Origin of the sequence: Labrys miyagiensis, from assembly GCF_030160835.1 — a bacterium.
GTDB lineage: Bacteria > Pseudomonadota > Alphaproteobacteria > Rhizobiales > Labraceae > Labrys > Labrys miyagiensis.
Genome location: NZ_BSPC01000028.1, coordinates 84,295 through 97,010 on the forward strand (window position 1 = coordinate 84,295; position 12,716 = coordinate 97,010).

The 12,716-nt window shown below is 61.9% G+C and carries 11 protein-coding genes; 8 read left to right on the forward strand and 3 right to left on the reverse strand.

Features of this window, described 5'->3' with window-relative positions:
• Nucleotides 1-7: 7 nt before the first annotated feature.
• Entirely contained in the window at nt 8-3,811 is a 3,804-nt protein-coding gene (locus tag QQL24_RS16650) for an autotransporter outer membrane beta-barrel domain-containing protein (protein ID WP_284313416.1), read from the reverse strand.
• A 607-nt stretch (nt 3,812-4,418) separates the two neighbouring features.
• On the opposite strand from QQL24_RS16650, the gene QQL24_RS16655 reads away from it, so the two are divergent.
• The 5 genes from QQL24_RS16655 to QQL24_RS16675 all read left to right on the forward strand — a co-directional run bounded on the left by QQL24_RS16655 (nt 4,419) and on the right by QQL24_RS16675 (nt 7,485).
• Nucleotides 4,419-5,360 carry a LysR family transcriptional regulator gene (locus QQL24_RS16655; protein ID WP_284313417.1) on the forward strand — a complete coding sequence of 314 codons (942 nt, stop codon included), beginning with the start codon at nt 4,419-4,421 and terminating at the stop codon, nt 5,358-5,360.
• A 224-nt stretch (nt 5,361-5,584) separates the two neighbouring features.
• The gene (locus tag QQL24_RS16660) at nt 5,585-5,764 is read left to right on the forward strand and encodes a hypothetical protein (RefSeq protein WP_284313418.1); all 180 of its coding nucleotides are present in this window, start codon (nt 5,585-5,587) and stop codon (nt 5,762-5,764) included.
• 26 nt (nt 5,765-5,790) lie between these two features.
• Nucleotides 5,791-6,192 (forward strand): nuclear transport factor 2 family protein, encoded by a 402-nt coding sequence (locus QQL24_RS16665; RefSeq protein WP_284313419.1) that lies wholly within the window; start codon nt 5,791-5,793, stop codon nt 6,190-6,192.
• Nucleotides 6,193-6,227: 35 nt separating this feature from the next.
• The gene (locus tag QQL24_RS16670) at nt 6,228-6,986 is read left to right on the forward strand and encodes an SDR family oxidoreductase (protein WP_284313420.1); all 759 of its coding nucleotides are present in this window, start codon (nt 6,228-6,230) and stop codon (nt 6,984-6,986) included.
• 238 nt (nt 6,987-7,224) lie between these two features.
• The gene (locus tag QQL24_RS16675) at nt 7,225-7,485 is read left to right on the forward strand and encodes a hypothetical protein (protein ID WP_284313421.1); all 261 of its coding nucleotides are present in this window, start codon (nt 7,225-7,227) and stop codon (nt 7,483-7,485) included.
• Between the two features lie 136 nt (nt 7,486-7,621).
• Here QQL24_RS16675 and QQL24_RS16680 read toward each other — a convergent pair whose 3' ends face one another.
• Nucleotides 7,622-8,455: a bestrophin-like domain gene (locus QQL24_RS16680; protein WP_284313422.1), complete on the reverse strand. Its 834-nt coding sequence runs from the start codon at nt 8,453-8,455 to the stop codon at nt 7,622-7,624.
• 492 nt (nt 8,456-8,947) lie between these two features.
• Between QQL24_RS16680 and QQL24_RS16685 the strand changes: the two genes are divergently transcribed.
• Genes QQL24_RS16685 through QQL24_RS16695 form a run of 3 tightly spaced genes read left to right on the forward strand, consistent with a single transcriptional unit; the run spans nt 8,948 to nt 11,254 of the window.
• Nucleotides 8,948-9,190, forward strand: a complete 243-nt coding sequence (locus tag QQL24_RS16685; protein WP_284313423.1) for a hypothetical protein — start codon at nt 8,948-8,950, stop codon at nt 9,188-9,190.
• On the forward strand, nt 9,183-9,905 hold the full coding sequence (locus QQL24_RS16690; RefSeq protein ID WP_284313424.1) for a B12-binding domain-containing radical SAM protein: 723 nt from the start codon (nt 9,183-9,185) through the stop codon (nt 9,903-9,905). The genes QQL24_RS16685 and QQL24_RS16690 overlap by 8 nt, the downstream gene beginning before the upstream one ends.
• Nucleotides 9,788-11,254, forward strand: a complete 1,467-nt coding sequence (locus QQL24_RS16695) for a sulfotransferase family protein (protein WP_284313425.1) — start codon at nt 9,788-9,790, stop codon at nt 11,252-11,254. The genes QQL24_RS16690 and QQL24_RS16695 overlap by 118 nt, the downstream gene beginning before the upstream one ends.
• Nucleotides 11,255-11,299: 45 nt before the next feature.
• Here the strand turns inward: QQL24_RS16695 and QQL24_RS16700 are convergent, their stop codons facing one another.
• The gene (locus QQL24_RS16700; RefSeq protein ID WP_284313426.1) at nt 11,300-12,625 is read right to left on the reverse strand and encodes an alpha/beta fold hydrolase; all 1,326 of its coding nucleotides are present in this window, start codon (nt 12,623-12,625) and stop codon (nt 11,300-11,302) included.
• Nucleotides 12,626-12,716: the final 91 nt, after the last annotated feature.

The following is a 12,716-nucleotide window of genomic DNA, read 5'->3' on the forward strand; positions in this document are numbered from 1 at the left end:
TCGGCCCTCACCACATATAGCGCAATCCGAGGGTCCCCTTCAGGCGCCAGGAATTGCCGACATCCTGCAGCGAGGTGGCATAGTCGCCTTCGCCATAGAAGCTCCATTTGTCGGCGAGGGCATAGGTGGCGCCAAGCCCGATCTCGCCCCACAAATTCTGCTCCTCCTGCTCGAAGGCAATGCCCGCCACCTTGGTCTTCGTGCCACCGAGGAAGCCGTAGCCCAGATTGGCGATGCCATAGAGCTGCAAGCGGCGAGGCTTGCCGTCATCCCCCTGCCAGCTGGCGAGCTTTTCGACCCGCACCCCCGCCCGGCCCTCCAGGCTATCGCCGTCGCCGAGTTTCACCGGCGCTCCGTAAATGTCGGTGAAGTTGTCGAAGCCGGCATGGATCCAGACCAACTGCGCCTGCGGCACCACCGCCCAGCCGGAGCCCAGATCGAAGCGCTTGCCTGCCTCCAGGCTCAGCGCCGTCGTGTAACCTTGGTTGCTCCCCAGCTTGTTGGAGAGGTTGCTGTCGTGCCAGGTGAACTGGCCAATGCCGTCGACATAAAACCCATCATTGCCCAGCCAGGTGGCATTGACGCCGAGCCCGTAGCCCATCGAGGTGATATGGCCCTTGCGCGTCGCTCCCGTCACCGGATCCGGCGTCAGGTTCATGTCGGCCCGCGTCGTGCCAACCGTCGCATAGGCGCCCAGTGTCAGGTCGCCCGAAGCGCTCTCATACGCCACGCCTTCATAGCCCGCCTGCAGGAAGCCGATGCCCTCCGTGTAGGGCGTGCCCTTCCTGGGATCATAGGAGGAATATTCTCCCCCGATCCGCCCCCAAGCCCCCTGCCCGTAGATCACCAGCCTGTCCTTGGCGTCAGCATAGACGCCGGCCTCGGCTTGGCTCACCGTGCAGCGATAGTTCTGCGTAGGATCCTTGCACCAGATCGTCTGTGGGGCCTGCGGTTGGCCCGGCCAGATGCGGTTGCCGGTGCGCTGCTGCAGCGTGCCGAGCGTGGCAAAGGCATAGTTGTTAAGCACATCCGGATAGGGCAGCACCGTCTGCGTCGACGGGCTCCGCGCCGGCGGCTTTGTGCCGTTTGGACCATTGTTGCGCAGGTACCAGTTGCCGTCGCGCGCATCCCCGCCCACCCCGTTCCGATAGAGATTGTATTCATAGGCGCCGATCTCCACCGCTGCCCCCAGCGCAAAGACGCCCGGCGCGGAGGCGCCTGCTGCCTTGTCGCGCACCTCCACCACCTCGATACCATTGCCCGGCGTGGTCGCGCCGACGCCACCAACATTGGCGACGTAGATTCGCGTCGCACCACGGGCGCCGCGCCGGGTGGAATCCACCACCAGCACGTCCGAGATCGAATTGGTCTGTCCGCCCACCGGAATGCCGGCATTGAGATTGACGTCGACCAGCAACTGCCCGCCATTGGAGACGAACACCCCTGGATTGACTTGAGCCGAAGCCGAAGCCGAGGCGTGGCCGGTGATCAGGAAGACATCCCCCACGACCCCGTTCTGCAGGTCGATGGTGCCCGAATTGGTGAAGGTGGCGACATTGACGAATTGCGACTGGGTGATCGCCGGGTTTTGCGCCATGTCGTAGACGCTGGCATCGAGCGGCCGACTGTTCGAGCCGGTGGTCGGGATATACTGGCCGGTGGTGTCGGTCACCTGTGCTCCCGTCACCTGTAGCGGTTTGACCACCCCGCCCGCCTCGTTGTTGAAGATACCGCCGCCCCGCCCGCCCGTCACCGTCGCGCCGAAATCGGAGATCGCCACGCCGCGGGTGTCGCGCACCGCGTCGCCATCGGTGTCGGCGAAGTTGCGCATGTTGAAGGTGCCGAAATTGTCGAAGGTGTGAACCGCCCCATCCCATAATGTCACATAGCCGTTCACCGTCCCGTTGTTGGTGACCAACACGGAGCCGTTCGTGGTGGGAGCCGGCGACGTGAAGGTGATTCCTGCAAACGGAGGCGGGATTACGACATTTGGGCAATCAAAGGAGGAGGGCATCGCCTCCGCATGAGCCGAGGGCACGATCCAGTCCAGTACAGCCTCCGCGAACTTGGCGGCCTGACCGGACAAGCCCGGATTCCGGATTTCATCGGGGCTCAGGGAGGAAGACGTCGCGTGGCCTCTGCCACAGGGAACGCCTTGGGTGATCGCTAGATCGCTCAAGGCACCTATGGTGCCGTTATTGACCACCGTGGCGGCCGGCCTTTGCCCTGTCTCTCCGGACCAAACCACCACGCCGGCGGCTGGCAGGTTGCCGCCGACCGTCATGCTTAAAGTCGGCGAGTAGAAACCGGACTGATTCTGGTTCGCTGCATTCGGTGCCGACGACAAATCGCCATCATTCTGCGACCAACCACCCATGACAGTCGCGCCGGACCCAACAGTAACGTTCACAGGTCCGTCGAACGATGCCGCCGCGACGCCGACAGAATTCTGGCCCGGCGCGGTGACATTGGCGCTTGCCTTGATTGTCAAGGGACCCGTCACACCGACCTGCAACGAAACCACGCCGCCGGAATTGCTCCCCAAGGCGTTGACCGGCTGCGATAAGATCAGATCGGTGGATGCCGGTGACGGGGATTGCGAATCCACAAATTGAGCGATGCCATAGGAAGCATTGCCCGATGTCGTGATCGGGCCGGTGGTGACGGTCAGGTCGGAACCGACAGCCGGCAGCAAAGGGAAACCGCCCAGAAGGGCCACGCCCGCGGCGCCATCGCCCGATGTCACGATCGATCCCGCCGTTGTATCGATCGAAACAGAGCTGCCACCGGCCGAAACGATACCCGGTGCGAAAAATCCCTTTGTCGTTACATCGCCGGAGGCAATCCTGGTGTTGATATCGCCATAGAGCGTGGAATTGACGCCCGCTGAAAAATCTCCTGTCGTTGCGACAGTTCCGCGCGTCGTGTCGATCATCCAGGAACTGGGAGTGGATGTGCCTGCGAGCACCGAAATGGCTGTAGCGGAGGAGCCAGACGTGGCGACATCCGCCGTCTTCAAATCTCCAGTGGATGTCCCCAAGACATTGATGCCGACGGCACTCGCACCAGCCGTGGAAACGGTCCCAGCGGTGGTATCGATTGATACGCCGGCAACGTTAAAACCGGAGTAGTTGATTGCATCGGCAAAATCTCCGGCCGTTCGGACATCCGCCGTGACGATCTTGTCGAATATCGATGTGGTATTGTTGGTAGCGACGTCCAGGCCAGCGGAGCCTAATCCAGTGGTGAGGATTGTTCCCGCTGTCGTATCGATCGTTACATTGCCCGACCCGCCAGAGTTCAAATATGTGATCGCGGGGGCATTCGTCCCCGTCGTCGTGATGTCACCCGTCACGATGCGGTCAGGCGTTGCGGGTGTCGATCCGGAAGAGGTCGCGGCGATGCCGACGGTAATCGTCCCCGCCGTTGCGATCGACCCATTCACCGTGTTGATGTCGATATTGTCGGCGTTGTTGATGAGGATACCGTCGCCCTTGACGGGAAAGGTGCCCGTCGTGGTGAGCGAAATCGGAGGCCCGCCCGGCGCAAATGTGACGCTCTGTGTTCCGCCGCCGCTGAGGCTGATGCCGTTGGCGATCGCGGTGTTGATCACAACACCAGGCTGGACCGTCACGGTCTGGTCGGCGTTGGTATAGGATATGCCGTTGGCGTAAGAGTTGGTATTGGTCGGCGGCGTGCCTGAATTGTCGCAGGTGACGCTGGCGCCGGTGCCGCATTCGTCGGCAGCCAAGGCGGGCACGGACAGGACGGCAAAGCTAAGGGCCAGTCCGACAAGAATGATCCCGCGCATTCGTTTGACGTCCCCTCCACCCACCCCCGGCGGCCGGCGAGGGGCAGCCCGAATTCCTCAGGCAATCTTACTTTGCGTTAGAATCGGCCACCTGCCGTTAAGGTGCCCGGGTATCATACAATTCTGCTACGATATTGATGTTCAGATCTCAAGTTATCCTTGAACGCGATCTACCCAGAACGCTTCCTTTATCTGGCGTCTGTGGCGGAGAAGAGACATGCACCTGCGGGATGTGATCGATTTATCGACGATTGACTGCTCTTGCTTATTCATGACGATGCGAGTGCGTGCCCTGTGGTACATCGTGACGAAGAAGGCGGATTTGTCCTTTTCGTCATCCAAGACCGTGCCGAATCGGCACCGCTAGGGCGTCGGCCGGATCCAGCATCTGAATTTCGCCCTCGCCGTTCGCTTCGAAAGGCACGACGACAAAGCAGGTCACGCCCCCCATTGGCCGGTCTGCCACGAAGCGTCGATTTTCTAATTTGGGAAATTCGTCACGCCCGGGGCCTAGCTGGCCAGATGCCCTAGGCTAACTTCTATGTATTGAATACATTAATGGCGTCGCGCAGCGTGGCCGGCACGCTCCGGCGGGAGCTCTCCGGATTTGATCAAGGATAATTTCGCCCTCCGCCTTTATACGCGTGTCGCCCGCCTCGGCAGCTTCTCGGCCGCCGCACGAGAATGTGGCCTGTCGCAGTCGCAGGCCTCGCGCATTGTTGCCGATCTTGAGACCGAACTTGGCGTCAGACTGTTGTCGCGCACGACACGAGCCGTCGTGCCCACGGAAGCCGGCGGCGAATTCCTGGCCAGGATTGAGCCCATCATGGCGGCGTTGGACGAGGCGGAGCACAGCATTCGCGAGAACGGCGAACTGCGGGGGCTGCTGAGAATGAGCATGCCGACCAGCTTTGGCATCCGCGATGTGATACCCCGGCTTGCCTCATTTGCCGAGCGGCACCCACACCTGCACATCCAGCTCCAGTTGGGTGACAGGCGACAGGATCTCGTCAGGGACGCCGTGGACGTCGCCATACGGCTCGGCCGGCTGCCCGACTCGACCGCGACGGCGAAGCTCATCGCCACGATCCCGCGCGTGATCGTCGCATCTCCCGACTACCTCGCTCGCCACGGTGCGCCAGAGACGCCCGATGACCTTCTCCGGCACCGCATTGTCGGCGGCACGGCCGCGGCGGTGCCGACGGCCTGGCGGTTTGAGCGAAACGGCGAGGAGGCTGCGATCAGGCTGGAGCCGCATTTCTCGACCGATGAGAACGAGGGGGCCATTGCGGCCGTGGTCGCGGGTTTTGGCATCACCTCGACCAGCGGCTGGGCTTGCCGCCGAGAGCTGGAGGCCGGCGCTCTGGTGCGCCTTCTGCCGGAATGGACCTTGGCCGGCATTCCCGTGCACGCCTATTTCCCGATGGGCCGGGCGACGCGCGCCGCGGCGCGGACGGCCATCGATCATCTGGTCGCTGTCTTCCGGCAAGATTTGTCCAGCGAGCCGATGTGGCCCCTGACGACTAAAGCAAAGCGCGTTCAAGCGTGAACGCTTCTTTGCTCTAACTCTTTGTTTCGACGCGTCTTTGCGATTCTTGCCGATGCCGTCAAATCGCAAAACGCTTTAGGCGGAGGATGGCGGGCACAACGAAGGGGCGCTTCTTCCATTAATGCATGACGCGCATAGAAATTAGCTGAAACCAGCAACTACCGGCCCAAGCACGCGCTGACGATCTAGCCACTCACAAGACATCAATGTGAGGGCTTTCCATCGTGTCCCGATCCAGCCGCACCAAAGAATTCAGCAACGCCGACGTCCTCGTCGCCGGGGACGTCGAGGCCGGAGAGCCCGCTTCCGGCGAGATCCGCCTGCACATCAATGCCATCGGCCTGAACCACTCGGACGGCGCGGCTTCTGCCGATTCCCCGACGATCCCGCACGCCATGGCCTGACCCGCTCGAACATGAAGGAAACCAACATGACCAAGACCACGCCTGAGCAGAACAAGGCGCTCGTTCTCGACGCCTTCGACGCCTTGTTCAACAAGCGAGACTATGCCGCCGCCGCACGCTACTGGTCCGATCGCTACATCCAGCACAGCGCCCACATCGCACCCGGCCGCGAGGGCCTGTTCAACTTGGTCCGCACGCTGCCGGACACCCTGAAATACGAGAACCAACTCATCGTCGCCGAGGGCGACTACGTGATCGCGCATGGCCGGTTCTCCGGCAGCGGCCGGCCCGCGGCGTGGGTCGCCGCCGACATTGTCCGCATCGAGGACGGCAAGCTCGCCGAGCACTGGGATGTGCTCCAGGACGAGGCGACCAAGGCCCAATCCGTGAGCGGCTTGCCGATGTTCGGCGACCGCTTTCCCGACTGACTTTTCACATCTGACTTCATTCAAGGAGACGACCCGTGAAACTCACAGGCAACACCATCTTCATTACAGGCGGCGGCTCGGGTATCGGCCGCGGGCTGGCAGAGGCTTTCCACAAGCTTGGCAACAAGGTGATCATTTCCGGCCGCCGACGCGCCAACCTCGATGAGGTCATCGCCGCCAATCCCGGCATGGTCGCGATCGAGCTCGATATCACCAACCCTGTCAGCATCGATGCCGCCGCGGCCCGACTGATGGCCGACCATCCCGATCTCAATGTCCTGATCAACAATGCCGGCATCATGTTGCCCGATCAGGCTGCCGGACGGATAGACGACAAGCTGTTGGTCGACACCATCACCACCAATCTGGTCGGGCCAATCCGCATGACGTCAGCGCTGGTCGAGCACCTGAGAGGCAAGAACGACGCCATTATCGCCTATACGAGTTCCGTCCTGGGCTTCGTCCCGATGGCGGTGACGGCGGTCTATTCGGCGACGAAAGCCGCTCTTCATTCCTATGCTCTGTCGCAGCGCTTCCTGCTGAAAGACGCCGGCATCCGCGTGCTCGAGATCGCTCCGCCCTGGGTGCGCACCGACCTCATGAACAGCCGCGAGGCCGAAGAAGCGATGCCGCTCGACGAGTTCATTGCGGAGACGATGTCGGTCCTCGCCACGGACGCCGACGAGATCCTGGTGGAAGGCGCAAAGGCCTTTCGCGCCAACGCCGGCCCGAACGAGCACGCCCTAATCAACGGCTTCAATCAGCATGCTCTCGCGCTGTTCGGGCATCCTTGACGGCGGCTGTGTCGGAGAGTCCGTTCCGTGGCGCCGCAACGGAACCTCGTTCCAAGTCGCCGCAGCAACACCGACGCTAGGCCAAGCGGGATGCCTGGAGCCCACAGCGGCGCTGTGCTGGCCACCCTGAAAGAGGTCCTGTGAAAAGCCCCCTCGCCTGCTTGGCCGGCAGCGCAAGCCACACGGGTGCGCGCACCCTCCACGTCGCCAGCGTGCACTTCAAACGCAAGAGCCGGCGTTGGCGGCTGCTCAGCAACCCGTTCGCGGCCGCGCTCGGCTGTTCTGGGTCGAAGTTGGTTTGGCCGCAATCACGGGTCTCTTGGCATTTATCACGCCGGTCTTTCCGGATTGGATCGAAGTTCTGACCGGTTGGGATCCTGATCAGCACGACGGGTCCGTGGAATGGACGATCGTCGTCGGCTTGTTCGTCGTGACGATCGCCCTCATTGCGGCGGCGACTTATGAATGGCGGCGAACAATCGCCGCCGCGTCTCGGTAGACGCCCGCGCTGGTCTCAGCCGTCAGCCCCGAGGATTACAATCATTCCTCACCGACCCGCTGTGGGCGAGGTTCCCCCATGGAAACGCCACGACGGACTGATGCGGCTCAATGGCCATATATCCCTGGTCCTGCGGCTATCGCTTGCCGAGATCATCAAGGACCGCAACCAGCGCTTCCGGACGCACGGAGACCGAACCGGCGAAGGGGCGATCAATCATCACGATAATCAAAAGCCCCGAAAAAATCAGAACGGCCAGGACTCCAGTCATCGTCGCCTGAGCGTAAACATTTTCCGTGCCGAAGAAAAAGGTAAAGCATACCGTGAGAATGGCGCCCCCAAAAAGTACGAGCCAGAGCAGGTCAGGGACGATTCCGGATGCTGCCACCAGTCGTGCACGCCTCGCCTGGGTAAGTAGGTCGAGCTGATGCAATACCTCCGCGAGGAGATCGCTATCGCGGGCGCCCGAGGGCGAGAACTGCAAGGTCGTCTTGTAAAGGGCGTTGAGGGCTTCGGTTGCAGCCTTGCTGCCATGGCCATCTGCCATGGCCGGCCAATCATCCGAAATGGCGACTTTGACATACTCTGTTAGGCGCGCATCAAGGGCAGCTCCCGCATCTCCCTGGATGCCATCTGCCAGGCGATAGATCGTCGCTGCAGCGCCGGCCTCCTGGGCGACCTGGCCTTCCGAGTCGCTGAATTTCTCCCAGACCACGATGACTGCGAAAGCGAGCAGAACGGCATAGAGTACCCCCACCGTCGCGAATTTGAAGCCGGCTACCTCGTTGTTGTTGCTGAGCTGCTCAAGCTTGACGCGCTGGCGGATAAAAATCGGCCCCGCCATGGCGATAAGCGTTGGCACGATAACCAGGATAAATCCTGTCAGCCACAGGGGAAGGGTAGTGAGGTCCAGCATCGGATCGCCCTTTCTCGATGAGCGATTTTTTGCTGAGTTTTCTGGTTGCTGCAACCACTACTTCTTGATAGTGGCGAACGGTATTAAGTATTGAAATATTGAATACAGCCTTCTTTCGGATTAGTCCTCTTTCTTTCCGTGGCTCGCCAAGAAGAGGCCATTATGACTGCCTCTCAATAGTCTTGCGCAATCCGAGACCAGCTTCTCATCCCAGCCGGTGGCGCCTTGGCCCGAAAAGCAGCCTGTAATGGCCTCTCCGAACACGGTCTGGGGCTGCAGCGAACCTCGCTTGTGCCGGTCAGAAGTCATGGCCTCGACAATGAGACGAAAGCCCACTGACCAACGACCGTTTTCGACCCCAATACTCAAATGGAAGACATCTTTTTTCAGCACGCCGGAATAAATCGTGCAAGTTCTAGTTGATCAACCCAGCATTCTTCACGATTGGCACCTAAGTCAGCGGGAGTAATATGCCGCCCGTTCAGTATTCGGCAAATGATCAGATATGGCCATACTGTACCTTTGTGGGATGGCGGGGAGGTTATTTTGGCAAAGAAACCTGAACTTTCTCCAGCAGCACAAAAAATCGACACCAGGGGATTGCAATTGTCATGGCAGCACATCCGTTGCTTGGCAACTGACCCGATTGACATGGACCACCTGTTCGCCGTGGATCCAGCAATCAGCCGCGAGGCGACTGCACTCCGTCTCGAAACGGATTCCCAGATTCACCAGACCATGCCCGGTGCCTCGAACCAGGCCGCGAAGCTGCTCAAGACCCGTGGATAACGGCGAGCGGAGCCAGGTCTTCGAAGACGCCTCCGTTGTTTCCGCATCGATTCAGCCCCGCACCGAGGTTGCGCTCGTTGGCTATCAGGATCAGGGCAATCTCGGGATGGGCTACCTGGCGTCCGTCCTGCAGCGGCAAGGCCGTACGGTCGAATTGATCGATGTACGGCTTGGAGGTGAGAAAATCGCGGCGCGGCTCGCTTCGCGCCAGCCGCTGGTTGTCGGGTTCTCGCTCATCTTTCAGTTTTTCCTGCCACAGTTCCGCAAAGTGGCGCAGCGCTTGCGGATGGCCGGCATAACCAGCCACTCCACCATTGGCGGGCACTATCCCAGCCTGTGCCACGACGAACTCCTGCAAAACTTTCCGGAGATCGACAGCGTCGTGCGCTACGAAGGCGAGGAGACGCTGATCGAGCTTGTCGACAAATTGCGAGCAGGTCAGGACTGGCGCGATATAGACGGCATCGCCTACATGCGGGATGCCGAAGTGATGGCCACGCAGGCCAGAGCACTGGTTCCTGACCTCGACGCGTTGCCATTTCCATACCGACCCTTCAAGCCCCGAACATATCGGTGGTTTTCCGACACTGCCGTTGCTTGCAAGTCGCGGCTGTATCCGGCGCTGCTCCTTCTGCTCGATCCACACTTTCTACCGCACCGCACCCGGCAAGGTCGTGCGGGTGCGCAGGCCAGAGAAAGTGCAGTCCCGGTCTGATCCGCGCGATAGCCGAGTGCGAGTTCGGCGAACAGGAACTGGACACGCTCCAACGCGCACGCCACTGGCTTCGGGATCGGCAGCACTGGTCTGGCGCAGACGTCTTCGATGCACTGCTGGCCAGGCTCGCGCCGCGCATGGCGGTTGAGAAATCGCCTGAGAACGTGGCTACCGGAGCAGCGCTGCGCCGCCTTGCCCGCGCATACCCGAAGGCGCGCTACCTGCACGTGACCCGCCATCCGGTGACCACGCAGGTCTCGATGGTCGAGCATCGCAGGCGCACCGTGCCATCCTATCCGCTTGATGGCCAGCCGATGGCAGGCATCGCGGCGTGGCTTGAGGTGCATCAGCGTATCGCGCGTTTCCTCGAGCGGATGCCGCCGGAGCGGGCTTTGTGCATACGGTCGGAGGACGTACTCGACGACCCAGAGCCACAGCTCGCAGCCGTGGCTCGATGGCTGGGACTGCGCGCCGACGACGACGCCATTACAGCGATGCTGCATCCCGAGACATCGCCATTCGCAAGACCGGGCCTGGCGGGCAGTGGTGTCACTGGCGGGCACGATCCGGGCTTCCTATGCGATCCGATCCCCCGTGCGGTCGAGCTTCCGCGCACCGTCGAGCAGCCGAGCGGCTGGCGAGCCGAGGCGAGCCTATGGCAGCGTACGGTCCGGCTTGCGCTCCGCTTCGGCTATGGCCAAGAGGAACTGCGTATCGACTTGCTTCGTCGACGCGACCTTGATCAGGCGGAGCGCGGAAGCTTCGCCGGCACTCCCGAACACAAGGCGCGAATTATCGCCATGGATGATGCGAACACCCTGTGGTTGCGAACGCTCATCAATCGCGTGGGTTGGCCGGGCCGTACGCTGGTTGGTGTCGACGGTGCTCATGCGGCTTGGCTCATCGCACAGCACGCCGATCGGCATCCAGCGTTCCAACGGCGCTGTCTCAAGCTGCTTGCCCATTCGGTCGAGTCTGGTGAGGCCTCGGCCGCCGACCTCGCCCATCTCACCGACCGGGTGCTGCTGGCGCGCGGTGAGCCGCAGCTCTACGGTACGCAACTCGTCGCGCGTGCCGAGGGGTTCGTCGCGGCCCGGCTGCAGGATCCCGAATCGGTCGATGCTCGTCGCGCCGCCATGGGCTTGGTGCCGCTTGCGGACCAGCTCGAGCACGCACGCGAGCGTTTCGGCACGCCGCCTCCGGCCCGTGTCGCCTGTCCCAGCTGCGGCGAGGAAATCGAAATGTGGCTGCCGGAACCCGGGGGTTCGACCCGGGTCAGTTGTCCCGCTTGTGGCCTTATCGGCACCATGCGCACCCGTCTGCGGACAGTGACATCGGCTCAAAGATAACAATCGCTCGCCGCCACCGCCCTCGCCAGCGAGTTACCGTTTCTCTCAACTCGGCTTGCGCAGCGGCTTGAACGCAGCGCGGACTTCGATGCTGAAAAGCTGGGGCTGCTCCCACGCCGCAAAGTGACCGCCCTTGTCGGCCTGATGGAAGTAGATCAGGTGGTGATAGGCCCGCTCCGCCCAACTGCGTGGCGCCTGAAAACTCTCGCCGGGGAACACCGTTATCGCCGATGGGATGGAGACGTCGGCCGGGAGGTAAAGATTGATCTTGTTTTCCCAGTAAAGGCGCGCCGAAGAGATCGCCGTGTTGGTCAACCAGTAGAGCGTCATGTTGTCGAGCACGTCGTCGCGGGTAAGATCGCCCGCAGAGTGTCCGTTGATCGTGTGCCCCGCCACGGCCGAGGTCGCCGCCGCCGCCGGCTGGGCATAGCCGTCGCCATGGTCGAGCAGCCAGGCCGCCAGACCGGCCGGGGAATCGGACAGGCCCGACAAAGTCTGTGGACGCGTACCCATGATTTGCGCGTAGGCGCGCCGCTTGGAGAACGACAGCTTGACCTGCTCGAAAGCGTGTTGCTCGTCGGCTGACAGGCCTGGGGGTGCGGGATCGCCGGACTGAAGCGCCTTGATGATCTCGGGTGGGATCACGCCGGGCAAATTGACATGGATGCCGAGCAATTCGGGTGCGCCGAGCTTGGCCATTTCGTTCGAGATGGGCGACCCCCAGTCGCCGCCTTGCGCCACAAATCGCGTATACCCAAGGCGTTTCATCAACACCACCCAGGCTTTCGCGATGCGGGTGGGATCCCAGCCGGTGGCGGTCGGTTTACCCGAGAAGCCGTAGCCCGGTATCGACGGGATCACCAGATCGAATGCATCCGATGGGCTGCCGTCGTGCGCTGTAGGGTTTGTCAATGGGTCGACGATCTTCAGTTGCTCGATGACGGAGCCGGGCCAGCCATGCGTGACGATCAACGGCAAGGCATTTTCATGCTTCGAGCGCACGTGAATGAAATGGATGTCCAGCCCATCGATCTCGGTGATGAATTGCGGCAGGGCATTGAGCCGGGCCTCTACCTTGCGCCAGTCATAGTCCGTCTGCCAGTGGTGCACGAGGTCCTGCAGGGTCGCCAAGGGCACACCCTGGGAGTCATCCGGGACAGTTTCCTTGTTGGGCCAGCGCGTGGCAGCCAAACGCCGGCGCAAATCGACGAGGTCCTCCTCGGGGACGTCGATCCGGAACGGACGGATCGCATCGGCTGGCGTGGCAGATGCGGGGGAAGGAAGGCTCGCTGCCCCGGCAACGGCCAGGATCCCTGCCCCGGTGGTGCCCAGGAACTTGCGTCGGTTCTGATCAATGGCTTCGGAATGCATTTTGCGACTCCTTTGATGCGCGGGATAGCGCCGCCGCGCCTGGGCAAGGTTCACCGTTGTGGTCGTCAGGAGCGTCCGTGTCGTGCGGGCG